The sequence below is a fragment of the Sphingomonas sp. Leaf20 genome (assembly GCF_001421535.1).
Classification (GTDB): Bacteria; Pseudomonadota; Alphaproteobacteria; order Sphingomonadales; family Sphingomonadaceae; genus Sphingomonas.
This window is the reverse complement of record NZ_LMKN01000001.1, coordinates 560,505-578,725: the sequence shown is the minus strand read 5'-3', so window position 1 is coordinate 578,725 and position 18,221 is coordinate 560,505. Positions and strand designations below refer to the sequence as shown.

Below are 18,221 nucleotides of genomic sequence, written 5' to 3'. Positions count from 1 at the left end.
CAGCCGTTAAGGCGACGTTTCGTCAGGCCGTCAGAGGAAATTATACGGGTCGACGTCGACCGTCACGCGGACCTTCGACGGCCATTCCAGCGTACCGAGCCAGGCGCGGATGACGTCCTGTACATCCAGCGCGCGCTTCGCATGGACGAGCAGGCGGTAGCGGTGCCGGCCGCGCAGCATCGCGAGCGGGGCGGGCGCGGGGCCATAGACGTGCATGCCCTCGACCTGCGGTGCCGACCGGCCGACGAGCCTTGCCGTGTCATGCGCGCATGCCTGGTCCTCGGACGACACGACGATCGCCGCGTATCGGCCGAACGGGGGCGCGCCCGCGTCCTTTCGCGCGTCGGTCTCGGCTTCGTAAAATGCGTCGGCGTCGCCGGTGATCAGCGCCTGCATCACCTGCGCCGCGGGACTGTGCGTCTGGATAAAGACGTGCCCGGGCTTCTCGCCGCGTCCGGCGCGACCCGAGACCTGGCGGATCTGCTGGAATGTCCGTTCCGCCGCGCGGAGATCGCCACCGTCGAGCCCGAGATCCGCGTCGACGACGCCGACCAGCGTGAGGTTCGGGAAATGATACCCCTTGGTGACGAGCTGCGTGCCGACGACGATGTCGATGTCGCCCGCCTCCATCCGCCCGACGAACTCGGCCGCCTTGGCAGGCGACCAGATCGTGTCCGAGGTCACGACCGCGGTCTTCGCCTCGGGGAACAGCGCGGTGACCTCGTCCGCGATGCGCTCGACGCCGGGACCGCAGGCGACCAGCGTATCCTCGCCCTGGCATTCGGGGCAGACGCGCGGCGTCGGTTCGATATGGCCGCAATGATGGCAGGCGAGGCGCCGCGTCAGCCGGTGCTCGACCATCCACGCGGTGCAGTTCGGGCACTGGAACCGGTGCCCGCACGTCCGGCACAATGTCAGCGGTGCATAGCCGCGCCGATTGAGGAAGAGCAGCGACTGTTCGCGCCTGTCGAGCGTCGCCTGGATCGCCTGGACGAGGCGGGGCGCGAGCCAGCGGCCGCGTTCGGGTGGCTCCTTGATGAGGTCGATCGGTTCGATCGTCGGCATTTCCGCGACGCCGAACCGGCCGGGCAGTTTGAGTTCGGTATAGCGGCCCGTCGCAACCTGTTGTCGCGTCTCGATCGCGGGGGTCGCGGAGGCCAGGATGACCGGGCAGGATTCGAACTTGCCGCGCATCACCGCAACGTCGCGCGCGTGATAATGCACGCCCTCTTCCTGCTTGAAGCTCGTCTCGTGCGCTTCGTCGACGACGATCAGCCCGAGGTCGCGGTAGGGCAGGAACAGCGCGGAGCGCGCGCCGACCGTCACCAGCGCCTCGCCGCTGGCGATCGCGCGCCAGGCCCGACGGCGCTGGCTCGAGCGGAGCCCCGAATGCCACGCGACCGGTTCGCATCCGAAGCGGTCGTGGAACCGCTTGAGGAACGGTTCGGTCAGCGCGATCTCGGGGAGCAGGACGAGCGTCTGGCGGCCGTCGCGGATCGCCTGTGCGACGGCCTCGAAATAGACCTCGGTCTTGCCCGACCCGGTGACCCCGTCGAGCAGGATCGGCTGGAACGCATGCGCCGCGACCCCGGCGGTCAGCGCGTCGGCCGCTGCCTGCTGGTCGGTCGAGAGCACGGGTTGATGATGCGACGGATCGGGGACGGGGTAGGGGCTGTCGATCGCGACCTCGACCGCTTCGAGCGCACCGACCTTGACGAGCCCGCGGATCACCGCGTCGCTGACGTCGGCGGCGGTCGCGAGCTCGCGGATCAGGCCCTGGCGGTCCGCGATACGCTCGAGGGCCTGCTCCCGTTGCGGCGTCAGCCTCGGCGGGATCATGCCCGTCGCGCGGTACTCGACCGCGGTGCGCGCGCCCTCCAGTGCGGAGGTCGATGCGAGCGACATCCGCAGTACCGACGCGGGCGGGGCGAGATAATAGTCCGCGGTCCATTCGATCAGCCGGCGCAGCGGCGCACCGAGCGGCGGGACCTCGGCAACCGCAAGCAGGTTGCGCAACCGGTTGTCGCCGACCTCCGCATCGGACGGCATCCGTTCCGCCTCCCAGACGACGCCGAGCAGCTGACGCGGGCCGAGCGGGACGACGACGATCGACCCGGGCTCGACCGTCGTGCCGGCGGGCACGCGGTAATCGAGCGGCCCGAGAGCGGCGTTGAGGATCAGGACACGGGCACGGGACGACATCGTCCCTGCATATGGGGGCGGATCGACTCGACGGAAACCATTTTAGCGATAGCGGATCATCGCCGGCGTCGGTCAGGCAGCGCGCTGCTGGTTCCCCCGCCGCCGCTCGCCGATGCGTTCGCGCTTGGCCTTGTAGAGATGCGTGTCGGCGCGGTGGACGAAATCGCGGATCGAATGCGTGTCGGGCTGGAGCGCGGCGAGACCGACGGTCCCTGCGCTGACCATCGCGAGGCCGTCCTGGACGACGGGAAAGCGGAGCGCATCCTGCAGGCGGACCGTGACGTCGTCGGGCGCCGAGACGAGCGCGGGATCCTCGAGGATGACGGCGAATTCGTCGCCGCCAAGCCGCGCGGCGAAGCTGCCGCAGAGCCATGGCGCGCGCAACACGTCGCCCACCTCGCGCAGGACATCGTCGCCGGCATTGTGGCCCAGCGTGTCGTTGATCGCCTTGAACCCGTCGAGATCGACCAGCGCGAGCATGAGGGGCGTCTGGTCGCACCGCGCGCGCGCCATCGCCGCCTGCAAGGCGCGGTCGAACGCGGCACGATTGGCGATACCGGTCAGCGCGTCGGTATCCGCACTGCGTCGCAGCGAGACCTCGAGCGCGTGGCGGTCGGTGACGTCCTGGAAAATTCCGATGAGCGCGACCTGATCGTCATAGGCCGACTCGCCACTGGCCTCGCGCTCGCCAAGTATGCGCACCCGGCGCGGTTCGCCCGCGGCGGTCAGGAAATCCACTTCGAAATCGAACGGGCTTCCGGTTTCGAACAGCGAGGTCATCGCCTCCGCGACCTGTCCGCGCGCATGCGGGGGATAGAAAGCGAGCGCTTCCTCGGGACGCGGCGTCGCCCCGATCGGCAGGTCGTGGATGCGGAAAACGCCGTCCGACCAGTCGACGGGGCCGTCGGGCCAGACCGCGCGCCACGACCCGATCGCCGCCATGCGCTCGGCCTGGCGAAAGATCTGGTCCTGTCGCGTCAGCGTTGCCGACTGCCGCTCGGCGGTGACCGCGATCGCCAGCGCCTTCTGCGCCGAGGTCCGCGCGGCGATCGTCGTTTCGGCCAGGACGGCGAGATGCTGCAGCGCGCGGCGGCCCGCGTCGGTGAGGCTCCGCGGATTGGTATCGAGCACGCAGAGCGCACCGATGGCATAGCGATTGCCGCCGTCGTCGGTCGCGTGGATCGGCGCGCCCGCGTAGAAGCGCGCACCATCGGGCGCGGCGACCAGTGCGTTCGTCTCGAAACGCGGGTCGAGGCTCAGATCGCCGATGACCAGCGGGTCGGTGCCGCGGATCGTGTAGTTGCAGAACCCGTCTTCGCGGCGAAATTCCTGCTGCTCGCCCGAATTCGCAGCCTTGATCCACAACCGGTCGCGATCGACCAGCGTCATCAGCGCGGTCGGGCAATCGAGCATCTCTGCCGCGAGCGCGACCAGCGAGTCGAACTCGCGTTCGGGGTCAGTGTCGAGCAACGCCAATGCATGCAACATTGCGACCCGACGGTCTTCGAACGCGGCGTCGCTTGCTGTATTGGCAGGTGCGGAAGCGTGCGCATCGACAGCGATCAGGTCGGTGGATGACATGAGTCCTGATAACCCCAGACCGTTAATTTTCTTTGACGTTAAAACGCCCTAGCATGGATCGATGACGAAAACCGCAAGCCTTGCCGCGTCGATGCTCTGGGCGGATCATTTGGCCCGGGACCGATTGCGCTCGGCGCATACCGTCCGCGCCTATCGTGGGGCGGCGGAGCGGTTGACGGCGTTTCTCGTCGGTCACTGGGGTGGCCCGGTCGATCGGATGGCGCTTGCCCGCGTCGGTACGGCCGAGCTTCGCGCGTATCTCGCGCATCGGCGCGGCGAGGGACTCGGCAATGCTTCGACCGCGCGCGAGCTGTCCGCGGTGCGCGGCTTCCTCGCCTGGGCGAACCCGGAAACGGACGTCGTCCGGCTGAAGGGACCCCGCGTCCACAAGGGGGTGCCGCGTCCGATCTCGCCCGCCGAGGCCGTGGCGCTCGCCGAGGAGGTCGCCGACGATGCCGCCGAGCCGTGGATCGGCGCGCGCGACTGGGCGGTGCTCATGCTGCTCTATGGTGGCGGACTGCGGATCGGCGAGGCGGTCGCGCTGCGCGGTGCGATCCTGCCGCTCGGCGAAACGCTTCGGGTGACGGGCAAGCGGGAGAAGACGCGGATCGTCCCGCTGCTGCCGCAGGTGCGCGACGCGATCGCAGCCTATGCCGCGCAGTGTCCGTGGCCACTCGTCCGGGACGAACCGATATTCCGGGGGGCAAAGGGCGGGCCGCTGGCGCCGACCGTGGTCAGGAAATCGGTGCGCGCCGCGCGTGCGCGACTGGGCCTCAGCGAGCGGACCACGCCGCATGCGCTGCGGCACAGCTTCGCGACGCACCTGCTGGGGCGGGGGGCGGATCTGCGCGCGCTGCAGGAGCTGCTCGGGCATGCGAGCCTGAGTTCGACGCAAATCTATACGCAGGTCGACGCCGCGCATCTGATGGACGTGTATCGCAACGCGCATCCGCGCGCGTGATCAGCCCTTCGGCTTCCAGGTCAGCACCCGCCAGCCATAGAGCAGCGCGATGATGACGAACGTCGCGACCGAGACGGGCCCGACATAGCGATCGAGCTGTTCGAACCGCGAGCCGAGCAGGATCCCGGCATAGGCGAGCACGGTGTTCCAGATCGCGCTGCCCGCCGCGGTCCAGACGACGAACTTCCAGATCGGCATGCAGGTCATCCCCGCGGGCAGCGAGATCACCGTGCGGAATGTCGGCATGAAGCGGAACACGAAGATCACCCAGCCGCCGCGCTTCACGAAGAACCGGTGGACCTTCTCGATGTCGGACCATTCGATCGTGAGCCAGCGACCATGGCGTTCGACGAACGGGCGAAACCGCTCGTAGCCGATGTTCCGGCCGATATAATACCAGAAGTAATTGCCGACGACCGAGCCGACGGTCCCCGCTGCGATCAACGGGACGACCGTCATATGGCCGCGCGCGACCGCGATCCCGCCCAGCCCCATGATGACCTCGGACGGAACGGGAGGCACGATGTTCTCGAGTGCCATCAGCAGGAAGATGCCGAAATACCCGCCCCAGGCGATCAGGTTGATGATGAATTCGGTCATGGGTATCAGATACTTCCGGCACCGCGGATGTGTTCCGCCGAGTGCTCGTGGTTACACGCACCCGGGCCTGATCGGACAATGGTCATCCCGAGGACTCGCGCGGGTGGCGCGATCCCTCCAATCAGGCCCTGACGGGCTGCGCGGTGGTGATTGTCGCGCGGTCAGGTGCGGCGGTTTATGCCAGCCGTCACCTTCGCCTCGATCGCGTCCCAGATCATGCCGGCGATGTCGGTCCCATTGAACCGGTCGATCGCGACGATCCCGGTCGGCGAGGTGACGTTGATCTCGGTCAGCCATTTGCCGCCGATCACGTCGATCCCGACGAACAGCAACCCGCGCTTCTTGAGTTCGGGCCCGAGCACCGCGCAGATCTCGCGCTCCTTGTCGGTCAGATCGGTCTTCTCCGCCGATCCGCCGACCGCGAGATTGGACCGGATCTCGCCTTCGCCGGGTAGGCGATTGATGGCGCCGGCGATCTCGCCGTCGACCAGCACGATTCGCTTGTCGCCCTTCGCGACGTCGGGGAGGAACGCCTGCACCATGTGTGGTTCGCGCCACGTCATGTTGAACACCTCGATCAGCGCGGACAGGTTGGCGCCGTCGGACTCGACCTTGAAGATCGCCTTGCCGCCATTGCCGTGCAGCGGCTTGATGACGATCGCGCCGTGCTCGGCAAGGAACTTGCGCGCTTCGTCGAGACTGCGCGTGACGAGCGTCGGCGGCATGAACTGCGGATAATCGAGCACGAACACCTTTTCGGGTGCGTTGCGGACCTGCGCGGGGTCGTTGACGACCAGCGTCTTGTCTGCGATCCGCTCGAGCAGGTGCGTGGCGGTGATGTAGCCGAGATCGAACGGCGGATCCTGGCGCATGAGCACCACGTCGGCCTCGTCGCCGAGATCGAGGTTCACCGGCTCGCCGACCGAGAAATGGTCGCCGACGACGCGCTGCACGGTGACGGGATACGCCTTCGCCCAGACCCGCCCGTCGCGGTAGTTCAGATCCTCGGCGGCATAGTGGAAGAGGCTATGGCCACGCTCCTGCGCCGTCAGCATCAATGCGAAGCTCGAGTCGCCGGCGATGTTGATGCTGTCGAGCGGGTCCATCTGGACGGCGACGGTGAGGCTCATGCGACTTCCTTCTGTTCGGTCGAGCGCATGTAGGTGCGCACAGGGGCGAAGTCACCCGGTCACACCCCCCGTCATCCTGACGAAAATCAGGACCCAGAGCCAGACAGCGATGCCCAGAGTATCCTGGGTCCTGACTTTCGTCAGGATGACGGGGGCGGGTCTCTATCCGATCCATGCATTCTCGATGTGCCGCGGGCGTGTGCCGGGGGCGAGCAGGATCACGTCGACGCGGATGTCGTCGGTCGGCCCGGCATAGCGCGACATCAGATATTCCGCCGCCGCCGCGACGCGCGCAAGCCGGCGTTCGTCGATCGCGAAGTCGAGGTCGGCTGCGGTCGCGCGCGTCTTCACCTCGACGAAGGCGACGAGACTGCCCTTGCGCGCGACGAGATCGACTTCGCCGGCCGGGGTGCGGACCCGGCGGTCGAGGATGTGCCAGCCCTTCAAGCGGAGCCACCAGCCGGCGAGCCGCTCCCCGCGCCGTCCCGCGTCATCCGCCTGGCGGCGCGATGCCGCGCTTCGGGCGGGGCGTCTGACGGGGCGGGGTCCGGTCATGAGGGCAGGGTGCCCGCCAGGGGGCGAGCGGGCAAGACCGCATGATGCGCTCTGCTGTTACGGCCAGCGCGCCTCCACGAAGCGGGCAATCGCATCGGCGAGTTCGCGGTCCTCGGGCGTTCCTCCCATGAACCCGCCATGCGGCATCGCCTCGAAGACGTGGAGTTCGGCAGCGACGCCGGCCCGCAGCAGCGCGCGGTGCATGCGGACGGTGCTGGACAGGAACAGATCGCGCGTGCCGGTCTGCAGGAAGGTCGCAGGGAAGCCGGTCGGATCGCCGAAAAGCGGGGAGACGAGGGGGGCGGCGAGGTCCGCGCCGTTTGCATACAGCAGATTGCTCGCCATCAGCGACCCGGGCAGCACGACGTCGATCATGCGGTTGGTCGCGAAGCTGTCGCCCGTTTCGGTCAGGTCGACCTGCGGCGACAGCAATACCAGTCCGGCGGGAAGCGGCAGCCCTTCGTCGCGCGCACGCAGAAGCATCGCCGCGGCGAGGTTGCCGCCCGCCGATCTTCCGCCGACGACGATGTTTCCGGGGGCGTGCCGTTCGAGCACATGGCGATACGCTGCCATGCAGTCGTCCAGCGCGGCGGGATAGGGGTGTTCGGGCGGCGTGCGATAATCGACGGCGTAGCAGCGGACGCTATGCGCATCCGCCTGCATCTGCGCACCGGCGCGGCACGCCTGGCCGCCACCAAAAACCAGCGCGCCGCCGTGCAGGTCGATATAGGCGCAGTCCGCGCGCGCGATCTTGTCGGGCGTCGCGACGTGGACGATCGCGCTGCCCGTGCGGATCGTCTCGACGCGCGCGTGCAGCCCGCCCGCCAGCCCCTCGACCGAGGCGGCATATTGCGCATCGACCGCCGCCTTCATCCGTATCCAGCCGTCGTGATCGGTCGGGTCGGGCATCGCGTACAGCGCGTGGACCGGTATGCCGTCGTCGCCGACCAGCCGCTGCAGCGCGGCGCGTGCGGGGGCGCTGATCGATGTCGGGAAGGGCACGATCCTTCGGTCGACCACCACGCCTTGTTCATCGTCGTTCATGGCGTTCCCATAGTGTTGCGCGCGCCGGCAAGCCCGGCCTCAGCGATCCTGTTTCAGCACAAGCGCCCGCGCGTAGAGCGTCTTCCGGTCGAGCCCGAGCGCCTTTGCGACCTCACTCGCGGCCTGGCCAGTCGACAGGCGGGTCAGCGCCTCGGCGAGCGCCACGTCGGCGTCCTCCGCGCTGGCGGGCGGCGCTTCGCCCGGCGGAGCGACGACGATGACGATCTCGCCGCGCGGCGGGGCGTCGGCATAGCGCGCGGCAAGCGTGGACAGCGTGCCGGTCACCGCCTCCTCGAACTTCTTGGTGATCTCGCGCGTGACCGCCGCCTCGCGATCGCCAAGTCCCTCGGCGAGCGCGGCGAGGCTGGCGCCGAGCCGCGGGCCCGATTCGTACAGGACGAGCGTCGCGCGGATCGTCGCGATCTCGGCGATCGCCTCCGCGCGGGCATGCGCCTTGGAGGGGAGGAACCCTACGAACAGGAACCGGTCGGTCGGCAGCCCGGCGAGCGTCAGCGCCGCGACCGCCGCACAGGGGCCCGGGATCGTGACGACGAGATGCCCCGCCGCACGCGCGTCGCGGACCAGCTTGAAACCGGGATCGGAGATCAACGGCGTCCCCGCGTCCGACACGAGCGCGACCGCCTCCGTTGCCATGCGGGCGATCAGGCCGGGGCGCACCCCTTCCGCATTGTGATCGTGATACGGGACCATCGGCGTCTTCGTCCTGACATGGCGAAGCAGCCCGGCGGTCACCCGGCTGTCCTCGACCGCGATCACGTCGGCGCGGCTGAGGATATCGGCGGCACGCGGCGACAGGTCGCCAAGATTGCCGATCGGGGTCGCGACGATGTAGAGGCCGGGGTTCAATAGGGTTTCAGGGTTCATGGGGATTGTCATGGCAGACGTAGCGACGATTGGGCAATCGGGCCGCAGACAGATGCACGCGTTTGGGCGTCTGACGGTGCGCGGGGTTGCGCTGACGGCAGCGTGCCTGCTGGGGGCGTGCCAGACGATCGTCCCGCGCGGCCCGGTCGAGCCGTCGCAGCAGCGCCCGACCACGCGGCCGGCGGAGCGGCCCACGCTCGACGTCGAGGCCGGCATCCCGCGTGATGCCGAGCGCAACCGCGTCGCTTTGCTGGTGCCGCTGTCGGGGAGCAATGCGGGCGTCGGCACGTCGATCGCGAACGCGACGATGATGGCGCTGCTCGACACGCAGAACCAGCGCGTCCGGATCACCAACTACGATACCGCGACGGGTGCCGCCGCCGCCGCACAGCGCGCGATCGCCGAGGGCGCGCAGCTGATCTTGGGGCCGCTGCTGTCCGACGACGTGCGGACGGTCGCGCCGATCGCGCGCGCGGCGGGTGTGCCGGTGCTGAGCTTTTCGAACGACCTCGGGGTCGCGGGCAATGGCGCGTATCTGATGGGCTATGTGCCGACGCAGGCGATCACGCGCGTCGTCGATTTCGCCAAGGAGCGCGGTGTCAGCAATTTCGCCGGGCTCATCCCCAACGGGCTGTACGGCGAGCGGGCATCGACCGCGTTCCTGCGCGCGGTCGAGGGCGCGGGCGGCCAGGTCGTGTCGCTCCAGACCTATGGCCGGACTGCGGGTGGTGTGTCGGGCGCGGTCACGCGGCTGGCGGCGAAGGCGCCCTATGATGCGGTGCTGATCGCCGACAGCGGCAACACGGCGGCGTCCGCAGCGGCGCTGGTGAAGCGCGGGGCGGGTGCCTCGACGCGGATCCTCGGGACCGAATTGTGGAATTCCGAATCGAGCATCGCCAGCAAGCCGTCGCTCAGCGGCGCGTGGTATGCGAGCGTTTCGGATACGCTGTACCGGCAATATGCCGCCAAATATCGGGCGCGGTTCGGCAGCGGCCCGTTCCGTCTGTCGAGCCTCGGCTATGATTCGGTGCTGCTGACGGTGCGGATTGCGCGCGACTGGAAGCCGGGGACCGCGTTCCCGGTCTCCAAGTTGCGCGACGGGGACGGTTTTTCGGGGATCGACGGTGCGTTCCGCTTCGGCCGCGACAACGTCGCCGAGCGCGCGCTGGAGGTGAAGGAGATCCGCGGCGGCACGACGAGCGTGGTCTCGCCGGCACCGACCGGGTTCGGAAAATAGGCTTGGCGCCTCCTGCTCTCCCGCGCGTGGCGGGAGAGCAGGTCAGGCCGTCACGATTTCGGGCAGGATCGCGTCGAGGAGCAGCGCGCCCGCCTCGGTGACGCGCAACCGGCCGGGTGACCGGGCGATCAGGCCAAGCGCCTCGAGCCGTTCGACTGCCGCGAGGTCGACGGGAACGACGCCTGCGTTGAGCCGCGTGATCCGGTCGAGGTCCACGCCCTCCGCAAGCCGAAGCCCCATCAGCAGCGCCTCGGTCGCGCGCGTCGACGGGGTCAGCGGATCCTCGACCTCCATGCCGTGGCCGTTGCGTTCAATCGCCGCCATCCAGTTTTCGGGCTTCTTGCGGCGTACCGTCGCGAGCCCGCCACGGCGACCATGCGCGCCAGGGCCGATCCCGGCATAATCCTGATATCGCCAATAAGCGAGGTTGTGGCGGCTCTCCGATCCCGGCCGTGCGTGGTTCGACGTCTCGTAGGCCGGCAAGCCGGCAGCGGCCGTATCGGCGCGCGTCGCCTCGAACAGATCGGCGGCGGAATCGCCGTCGGGAATGACGATCCGGCCGGCGAGCGCATCCGTCGCGAAGCGCGTGCCGGGCTCGATCGTAAGCTGGTAGAGAGACAGGTGTTCGGTGCCGAAGCTCAATGCGCGCGCGAGTTCGGCGCGCCAGTCGGCAAGGCGCTGCCCGGGCAGGGCATAGATCAGGTCGAAGCTGACGCGCGGAAAGACGCTCTGCGCAATGCCGAGCGCCGCCTGTCCTTCGTTGACGTCATGCGCGCGACCGAGGAATTTGAGCGCCTGGTCGTCGAGCGACTGCAATCCGAGCGACACGCGGTTGACGCCCGCGCGGGCGAGATCGGCAAAGCGCGCGGCCTCGACCGAGGAGGGGTTGGCCTCCAGCGTTATCTCGATCCCGTCGGCGAATCCCCACGCGCGGTCGGCCGCATCGAGGATCGCGGCGACGGTTTCGGGAGGCATCAGCGACGGCGTGCCCCCGCCGAAGAAGATCGACTGGAGCTTGCGCCCCGGCAGCACGCTGGCCTCGTGCGCGAGATCGGTGAGCAATGCGGCGCGCCAGGCGGCCTGGTCGACGCCTTCGCGGACATGGCTGTTGAAGTCGCAATAGGGGCATTTCGACACGCAGAACGGCCAGTGGACGTAGAGCGCGAGATCGCCCGCTTGGTCGCTGGCGTGATCGCGGGCGGGGCTTGGTGTTTCGAGGACGGACATTATGTGGCGCATATGGTCGCATGGCGCGGCGGAAGGAAGCGCAATGCGGGTTTGGTCGGGTTTGACGGTGGCGGCGGCGCTGATGATCGCTGGCTGCGCACAGGGGCCCGAGCGCGTGGTCGAGCGGCGCGAGACGCAGGCGCCTGCGCCGCGCGGGACGGCGCTGCTCAAGACGGTGATGATGGAGGGGCACAACGCCGCGCGCGCCGCGGTCGGCGTGCCGCCGCTGGTGTGGAGCGATACGTTGGCGACGACCGCGCGCAGCTATGCCGAGGAGATGGCGCGGACCCGCAAGTTCGAGCATGCGGCGCAACCGCAGGGGCCGGGGCGCGAGGGCGAGAATCTGTGGACGGGGACGCGGGCGGCCTATGCCTATCCGGAGATGATCGGCCACTGGGTCGCGGAGAAGCGCGATTTCGTCAACGGCGTGACGCCCGCCTTCAGCCGGACGAGCAAATGGGAAGACGTCGCGCACTATACGCAGATCGTGTGGCGCAACTCGACCGCGGTGGGCTGCGCGACCGCCAGCAACGACCGCGACGACTATCTGGTATGCCGCTATTCGCCGCCGGGTAACGTGGTTGGTGAGCGGACGTTCTGATTGCGCTCCGGTCGAACGCTGTGCTCTGTCACCCCTGCGGGTGGCGCCGTAAGCGTCACCCCAGCGAACGCTGGGGTCTTCCGGTTCGGGCCGCACCCTTTCCAATGGTGAGACCCCAGCGTTCGCTGGGGTGACGGGCACAGCGTAGGGGAGGGACGATCCCTCCCCGGGCTTCAGAATACCGCGGCTTTCAGCAGTTCGAACGCCTCGGTGCGGTGGCTGATCGCGTTCTTCGTCTCATGCGGGAGTTCGGCATAGGTCTCGTCATAGCCGTGCGGGACGAACATCGGATCATAGCCAAAGCCGACCCGGCCACGCGGCGGCCAGACGAGCGTGCCCTCGGCGCGGCCCTCGAACCATTCGACATGCCCGTCGGGCCAGGCGAGCGCGAGCACGCTGACGAAATGCGCGCCGCGGCTTGCATCGGGGCCCTTGGCGGCGAGCGCGTCCTCGACCTTGCGCATCGCGAGGTTCCAGTCGCGGCCATCGGGCGTCTCGGCCCAGTCCGCGGTGTAGACGCCTGGATCGCCGTTCAGCGCATCGACGCACAGCCCGCTGTCGTCCGCGAGCGCCGGATAGCCCGACAGGTCGGCGGCGGAGCGTGCCTTCAGCTCGGCATTGGCGAAGAACGTCGTTCCCGTCTCGACCGGCTCGGGCAGGTCGAGTTCGGCGGCGGACACCACCTCGAACCCGCGACCTGCGAGCAGGTCGGCGATCTCGCGGACCTTGCCCTTGTTGTGGCTGGCGATGACCAGCTTGCCGGGCTGGAGCTTGCGGATCGCCTGCGGGGTGCTGCCTTCGCCGCTCACTTGGCGACGGCCTTTGCCTGCGCCGCGAAGATGTCCGTGCAGCCGATCCGCGCGAGGCGGAGCAGGCGAAGCAGCGCCTCCTCGTCATAGGTCGCGCCCTCGGCGGTCGCCTGCGCCTCGGCGATGTTGCCGTTTTCGAGCAGCACGAAGTTCGCGTCCGCATCCGCGCCCGAATCCTCGATATAGTCGAGGTCGAGCACGGGATTGCCCTGGTAGATGCCGCAGCTGATCGCGGCGACCTTCTGCCTCAGCGGGTCCGCGGTCAGCTTGCCGCTCGCGAGCAGCCCGTCGATCGCGAGCCGGAGCGCGACCCAGCCGCCCGAGATCGACGCGGTGCGCGTGCCGCCATCGGCCTGGATCACGTCGCAGTCGATCACGATCTGGCGCTCGCCGAGCAATTTCAGATCGGTGACGGCGCGCAAGGAGCGCCCGATCAGACGCTGGATCTCCTGCGTGCGACCCGACTGCTTGCCCTTGGCCGCCTCGCGGTTGTTGCGCGTGTTGGTCGAGCGCGGGAGCATGCCATATTCGGCGGTCACCCAGCCTTCGCCCTTGCCGCGCATGAACGGCGGGACCTTCTCCTCGACGCTGGCGGTGACAAGCACCTTGGTGTCGCCGAAGCCGATCAGGACGGAGCCCTCGGCGTGCCTGGTGTAGCGGGGTTCGATCGTGATCTCACGCATCTGGTCTGGGGCGCGGCCGGATGGGCGCATGGTGTATTCCTTCGTTAACATTTTTGGAAAACTGCCGTTCGTCCCGAGTAGTCATCGAGCTTGTCGAGAGGACGTATCGAAGGACATGTACCTCGATACGCGGTCTCGACTTCGCTCGACCGCTACTCGGCACGAACGGGGAAAGCGGTTGCCTAGCCTTTCGCATTCGGGCTCGCCAGCCTAGATCACCCAGATGGCCACGCCCCCCGTCACCGAACTGACCGACCGCGCGCGCGATATCTTTCGTGCGGTCGTCGACAGCTATCTCGCGAGCGGGACGCCGGTGGGGTCGAAGACGATCGCGCAACTCGCGGGGCTCAGCCTGTCGCCCGCGTCGATTCGCGGCGTGATGGGCGAGCTCGAAGGCCTCGGGTTGCTCGCCAGCCCGCATACCAGCGCGGGGCGGATGCCGACCGATCGCGGCCTGCGACTGTTCGTCGACGGGATGATGCAGGCGATGGAGCCCTCGTTCGAGGAGCGCCAGACGATCGAGGCGCGCGCCGGCGTCGGTGGCCCGGTCGAGGAGGCGCTTGCCGCCACCACGCTCGCGCTGTCAGGTCTGTCGGCGTGCGCGGGGCTGGTGATGGTGCCCAAGCGCGAGCTGAAGCTGCGCCAGATCGCGTTCGTCGCGCTGTCGCCCGAACAGGCGCTGGCGGTGCTCGTCAGCGAGGATGGCTCGGTCGAGAATCGCGTGATCGCGCTGCCGAAGGGGATGTCGACGTCCGCGCTGATCGAGGCGGGCAATTACATGTCGGCGACGCTCGGCGGGCTGACGCTGGCCGAAGCGCGGGGCCGGATCGAGCGCGAGCTGGCGGATGGGCAGGCGGCGCTCGACGGCGCGGCGCGGACGCTGGTCGAGCGCGGGATCGCGGTGTGGAGCGAGGATGCCGATCGCCGCCCCGTACTGATCGTGCGCGGGCAGGGGCGGCTGATCGACGCCGCCGCTGCCGCCGATCTCGACCGGGTCCGCGACCTGCTCGACGACCTCGAGGGAAAACAGGAAGTCGCATCGCTCCTCGACAGCGCGCGGGCGGGCGATTCGACGCGGATTTTCATTGGTGCCGAGACAAAATTGTTCGCGCTTTCAGGGTCTTCGGTGATCGCACGACCGTTTCGTGGTCTCGACGGCCGGGTGGTCGGCGTGGTGGGCGTGATCGGCCCCACGCGGTTGAACTATGCGCGCGTCGTGCCCATGGTGGATTTCACGGCTGCAACGCTCGCCCGGTTGATGGGTTGAGCGGGCCCAACTTATAGGGAAAACCATGTCCGATATCGACCAGAACACGCCTGCCGACCTGCGCGAAGAGACCGCCGAGGACGCGCCCGAAGTCGCCGCGAACGACCGCGTCGCCGAGCTCGAGAACCAGCTCGCCGAAGCCAAGCAGAACGTTCTGTATGCGCAGGCCGAGATCCAGAACGTCCGCCGCCGCGCCGAGAAGGAAGCGCAGGACGCACGCGCCTATGCCGCCACCGCGTTTGCCCGCGACGTGCTGTCGGTTGCCGACAATCTCGCGCGCGGCCTCTCGGCGATCCCGGCGGACCTGCGTGCGGACGACAAGATGAAGGGGCTCGTCACCGGGCTCGAGGCCACGGGCCGCGAGCTGGAGAGCGTGTTCCAGCGCCACGGCATCACCAAGATCGCTGCCGAGGGCCAGATGCTCGACCCGAACAAGCACCAGGCGATGCTCGAGATCCCGAGCGACCAGCCGGCTGGCACGATCGTCCAGGAAATGCAGGCGGGCTACATGATCAAGGATCGCCTGCTGCGGCCCGCGATGGTAGGCGTCGCCAAGGCGGGGTAAGCCTGCCGGGCCGGTGGTCTCCCGCGAAGGCGGGAGCCCAGGGTTCCAAACGCTGGCGCCTTTGACCCCGGGCCCTCGCCTTGGCGGGGGGACGGCCAAGGCCGGCACTCAATTTTCTGCCTCGCCGGGATGACGACATGAACGAGAACCTCACCGCCGATCGCGAGACGTTCGTCACGCATCTCGAATGCTCGATCACCGGCGAACGCTACGAGGCGGACCAGCTGCACGGGCTGTCACGCGCGGGCAGGCCGTTGCTCGTCCGCTATGACCTCGACGCGGTCCGGGCGGCGATTTCGCGCGACACCATCGAGGCGCGGCCGACCGATCTCTGGCGGTGGCGCGAGCTGCTGCCGGTGCGTGAGACCTCGAACATCGTCAGCCTCGGCGAGATCGAGACGCCGCTGGTGCCGCTGACCAAGTCGGGCGGCCCCAACGTACTGGTCAAGGACGAGGGCCGCCTGCCGACCGGCAGCTTCAAGGCGCGCGGGCTGGTCATGGCGGTGGCGATGGCGAAGGAGCTCGGCGTCACCAAAATCGCGATGCCGACCAACGGCAATGCCGGCGCGGCGCTGGCCGCCTATGCGACGCGCTGCGGGATCGAGACGATCGTGCTGTGTCCCGACGACACCCCCGAGATCAACGTCCGCGAGATCGCGATGCAGGGCGCGCGCGTCTGGCGCGTCAACGGGCTGATCGACGATTGCGGGGCGATCGTCGGCAAGGGCGCCTCCGAAGGGCGCTGGTTCGACTTCTCGACGTTGAAGGAGCCCTACAGAATCGAGGGCAAGAAGACGATGGGGCTGGAACTGGCCGCGCAGTTCGGCTGGAAACTGCCCGATGCGATCTTCTATCCGACCGGCGGCGGTACTGGGTTGATCGGCATGTGGAAGGCGTTCGACGAACTCGAGCAGCTCGGCTGGATCGGATCGGAGCGACCCAAGATGTTCGCGGTGCAGGCGAGCGGCTGTGCGCCGATCGTCCGCGCGTTCGAGGCGGGCGAGGAGCATGCCGAGCGCTGGGAGGATGCGAGCACCGTCGCGGCGGGCATACGCGTGCCAAAGGCGGTTGGCGACTTCCTGATCCTGCGCGCGGTCCGCGAGAGCGGCGGGCAGGCGATGGCGGTCGGCGATCCCGCGACCCTCAAGGCAGTCGAGGCGGCGGCGAAGCAGGACGGCCTGCTGCTGTGCCCCGAAGGCGGCGCGACGCTCGCGGCCTATCATCAGGCGCTGAACACCGGACTGGTCGACGAGGACGACCGCGTCGTACTTTTTAATTGTGCGACCGGACTGAAATATCCGATGCCGGAAGCGCCGCAAGCGCTTGATCGGACACGACCTATCGATTTCGACGCGCTCTAGCGTGCCGATCATCGCCGGCGGGGCTCGCCTGCCGGTGGTTGATCGGGATCAATCTTGTCTGCAACGGGGCGCCCTCGATCACGAAAAGGGGCGAACATGCAGAAAATTTTCCAGGTCATATGCGTCGTGCTCATCGGCGCCACGGTCATGTTCGGCGGGCGCTGGTACATGTATGTCGCGCGCGGCGAGAGCCCGTATGACGAGGTCGGCATCGCGCTGAACAGCCATGCGCCTGCGCCGTTGCGGAGCTGGGGCTGCCACAAGATGCAGGCGCGGTTTTTCGGGCAATTGCCGCCGTCCGGCTGTGCCGCGGCTGACGGGCGCAGCTGGATCTGAGACCGCTGCCGCGGCCAGCGATCCACCGTCATCCCAGCGAAAGCCGGGATCTCCCTGTGAAAGCGCGCGCGAGAGCCGCTTGAGATCCCAGCGTTCGCTGGGATGACGGTTTGGGGGGGGGGCGGCGCGATAAACCACGCTCCGTCATCCTGACGAAGGTCAGGATCCAGAGCCAGGTACGCCGGTCTCCATTATCCTGGATCCTGACTTTCGTCAGGATGACGGGGTGTCGCCCGTGGCTTGAACGGCAACACCGTCTCGTACTGCGCAAGCGGCGGTGCGCCCGCCACCTTGGCCCCGGCGCGCAGCAGGAATGCGTGACGCACGATCTCGCCCTGCTGTTCGATGCCATAGCGGTGCAGCGCGACGCCGGGCCGGAACGCATAGTCGTAGCGGCACCATGGATGTCGCGCGAGCGGGAGGAAGACGCCGCGCTGATGCTGCCAGATGTGCGTCATCTCGTGGATGAACAGCCCTTGCAGCGTCAGATGCGCGTGCGCGAAATCGTCGCACCACAGATCGCCCTTGGGGTGGAAATGGATGCACCCGCGCGGCGCCATTACGGTGTCGCGCGGCTGGAAGAACGCCCATTTGCGGCGTGCCAGCCGCACCGGTGCATAGTCGATCGCATCGCCGAAGACCGACGCGGCGAGCGCTGTCTCGGCCGGGGTCAGCGCCCGCGCCGACCGATCGCGATCGCTCACTTCGTTCCGGTGTCGCCGGCGCCGACGACCGTCGCGTTCTGCAGGATCCGGGTACCGTCGGCGAAGCTGAGCGTGAGCGTGATCAGGCGGCCCCCGGGGGTGATCCCCGGGTTCATGTTGTACAGCATGACGTGACGGCCACCGGGTGCGAACACGACGTCGGTGTTGGCAGGGATTGCCACGCGGGGGATCGGTTTCATCGACGTGACGCCGCCCGACGCCATGCTCTCATGCATCTCTGCGCGGATCGCGACATCGGTGGTGACGTTGATCAGCGTCGCATCGGCCGGTCCGCCATGGATCGTGAAATAGGCCGCTGCCGGGCGCCCCTGCACCGCAGCCAGCCGTACCCAGGCGCCATCCACGGACAGCTGCTTCGGCTGCGCGCAGCCGGCCGTCGCCACCACGGCGATCCCTGCAAAAATACCACGCATCGTCATGATTGCCACTTCCGCTATCCCCTCTTGCTATCT

At 68.3% G+C, this 18,221-nt stretch carries 19 protein-coding genes; 7 read left to right on the top strand and 12 right to left on the bottom strand.

Translation table 11 applies throughout. The features are described from left to right. Positions 1-30: 30 nt before the first annotated feature. Positions 31-2,202: a primosomal protein N' gene (locus ASE72_RS02810; protein WP_056016382.1), complete on the bottom strand. Its 2,172-nt coding sequence runs from the start codon at positions 2,200-2,202 to the stop codon at positions 31-33. Positions 2,203-2,274: 72 nt separating this feature from the next. Next, positions 2,275-3,690, bottom strand: coding sequence for a sensor domain-containing diguanylate cyclase (locus tag ASE72_RS02805; protein ID WP_056018794.1), 1,416 nt, complete (start codon positions 3,688-3,690; stop codon positions 2,275-2,277). Between the two features lie 154 nt (positions 3,691-3,844). Here ASE72_RS02805 and ASE72_RS02800 point away from each other — a divergent pair, with 154 nt between their 5' ends. Next, positions 3,845-4,744 (top strand): tyrosine recombinase XerC, encoded by a 900-nt coding sequence (locus tag ASE72_RS02800; RefSeq protein ID WP_235532197.1) that lies wholly within the window; start codon positions 3,845-3,847, stop codon positions 4,742-4,744. On the opposite strand, the gene ASE72_RS02795 is transcribed toward ASE72_RS02800, so the two are convergent. From ASE72_RS02795 to rsmI, 5 genes are all read right to left on the bottom strand, one after another. Continuing rightward, positions 4,745-5,344, bottom strand: coding sequence for a DedA family protein (locus tag ASE72_RS02795; protein ID WP_056016379.1), 600 nt, complete (start codon positions 5,342-5,344; stop codon positions 4,745-4,747). It abuts the gene before it with no gap. A gap of 161 nt (positions 5,345-5,505) precedes the next feature. Continuing rightward, the gene (gene gshB, locus ASE72_RS02790) at positions 5,506-6,474 is read right to left on the bottom strand and encodes a glutathione synthase (protein ID WP_056016376.1); all 969 of its coding nucleotides are present in this window, start codon (positions 6,472-6,474) and stop codon (positions 5,506-5,508) included. A 162-nt stretch (positions 6,475-6,636) separates the two neighbouring features. Continuing rightward, positions 6,637-7,029: a YraN family protein gene (locus ASE72_RS02785; RefSeq protein ID WP_056016373.1), complete on the bottom strand. Its 393-nt coding sequence runs from the start codon at positions 7,027-7,029 to the stop codon at positions 6,637-6,639. A gap of 57 nt (positions 7,030-7,086) precedes the next feature. Beyond that, on the bottom strand, positions 7,087-8,073 hold the full coding sequence (locus ASE72_RS02780) for an alpha/beta hydrolase (protein ID WP_056016370.1): 987 nt from the start codon (positions 8,071-8,073) through the stop codon (positions 7,087-7,089). A gap of 39 nt (positions 8,074-8,112) precedes the next feature. After that, a complete protein-coding gene (rsmI, locus tag ASE72_RS02775; protein WP_156350079.1) occupies positions 8,113-8,958 on the bottom strand; it encodes a 16S rRNA (cytidine(1402)-2'-O)-methyltransferase in 846 nt (281 codons plus the stop codon). Between the two features lie 52 nt (positions 8,959-9,010). Between rsmI and ASE72_RS02770 the strand changes: the two genes are divergently transcribed. Further along, complete coding sequence (locus tag ASE72_RS02770) at positions 9,011-10,195, top strand: penicillin-binding protein activator (RefSeq protein WP_235532277.1); 1,185 nt, start codon at positions 9,011-9,013, stop codon at positions 10,193-10,195. 42 nt (positions 10,196-10,237) lie between these two features. Here the strand turns inward: ASE72_RS02770 and hemW are convergent, their stop codons facing one another. Beyond that, positions 10,238-11,422 (bottom strand): radical SAM family heme chaperone HemW, encoded by a 1,185-nt coding sequence (hemW, locus tag ASE72_RS02765; protein WP_056016361.1) that lies wholly within the window; start codon positions 11,420-11,422, stop codon positions 10,238-10,240. A 43-nt stretch (positions 11,423-11,465) separates the two neighbouring features. On the opposite strand from hemW, the gene ASE72_RS02760 reads away from it, so the two are divergent. Further along, positions 11,466-12,023 carry a CAP domain-containing protein gene (locus tag ASE72_RS02760; RefSeq protein ID WP_056018787.1) on the top strand — a complete coding sequence of 186 codons (558 nt, stop codon included), beginning with the start codon at positions 11,466-11,468 and terminating at the stop codon, positions 12,021-12,023. Positions 12,024-12,196: 173 nt separating this feature from the next. Here ASE72_RS02760 and rdgB read toward each other — a convergent pair whose 3' ends face one another. Both rdgB and rph read right to left on the bottom strand, forming a co-directional pair. Beyond that, entirely contained in the window at positions 12,197-12,832 is a 636-nt protein-coding gene (rdgB, locus tag ASE72_RS02755) for an RdgB/HAM1 family non-canonical purine NTP pyrophosphatase (RefSeq protein WP_056016358.1), read from the bottom strand. Further along, positions 12,829-13,545 carry a ribonuclease PH gene (rph, locus tag ASE72_RS02750; protein ID WP_056016355.1) on the bottom strand — a complete coding sequence of 239 codons (717 nt, stop codon included), beginning with the start codon at positions 13,543-13,545 and terminating at the stop codon, positions 12,829-12,831. Before rph ends, rdgB begins: the two co-directional genes overlap by 4 nt. A 193-nt stretch (positions 13,546-13,738) precedes the next feature. On the opposite strand from rph, the gene hrcA reads away from it, so the two are divergent. From hrcA to ASE72_RS02730, 4 genes are all read left to right on the top strand, one after another. Beyond that, positions 13,739-14,782, top strand: coding sequence for a heat-inducible transcriptional repressor HrcA (gene hrcA / locus ASE72_RS02745; protein WP_056016352.1), 1,044 nt, complete (start codon positions 13,739-13,741; stop codon positions 14,780-14,782). 25 nt (positions 14,783-14,807) lie between these two features. After that, positions 14,808-15,347, top strand: coding sequence for a nucleotide exchange factor GrpE (grpE, locus tag ASE72_RS02740; RefSeq protein ID WP_056016349.1), 540 nt, complete (start codon positions 14,808-14,810; stop codon positions 15,345-15,347). Between the two features lie 137 nt (positions 15,348-15,484). Beyond that, positions 15,485-16,708: a threonine synthase gene (locus ASE72_RS02735; RefSeq protein WP_056016346.1), complete on the top strand. Its 1,224-nt coding sequence runs from the start codon at positions 15,485-15,487 to the stop codon at positions 16,706-16,708. A 96-nt stretch (positions 16,709-16,804) separates the two neighbouring features. Further along, positions 16,805-17,044: a hypothetical protein gene (locus tag ASE72_RS02730; protein ID WP_056016344.1), complete on the top strand. Its 240-nt coding sequence runs from the start codon at positions 16,805-16,807 to the stop codon at positions 17,042-17,044. 191 nt (positions 17,045-17,235) lie between these two features. Here ASE72_RS02730 and ASE72_RS02725 read toward each other — a convergent pair whose 3' ends face one another. Beyond that, positions 17,236-17,748 carry a hypothetical protein gene (locus ASE72_RS02725; RefSeq protein WP_056016341.1) on the bottom strand — a complete coding sequence of 171 codons (513 nt, stop codon included), beginning with the start codon at positions 17,746-17,748 and terminating at the stop codon, positions 17,236-17,238. Further along, a complete protein-coding gene (locus tag ASE72_RS02720; RefSeq protein ID WP_056018783.1) occupies positions 17,745-18,182 on the bottom strand; it encodes a copper chaperone PCu(A)C in 438 nt (145 codons plus the stop codon). The genes ASE72_RS02725 and ASE72_RS02720 overlap by 4 nt, the downstream gene beginning before the upstream one ends. Between the last annotated feature and the right edge of the window lie 39 nt (positions 18,183-18,221).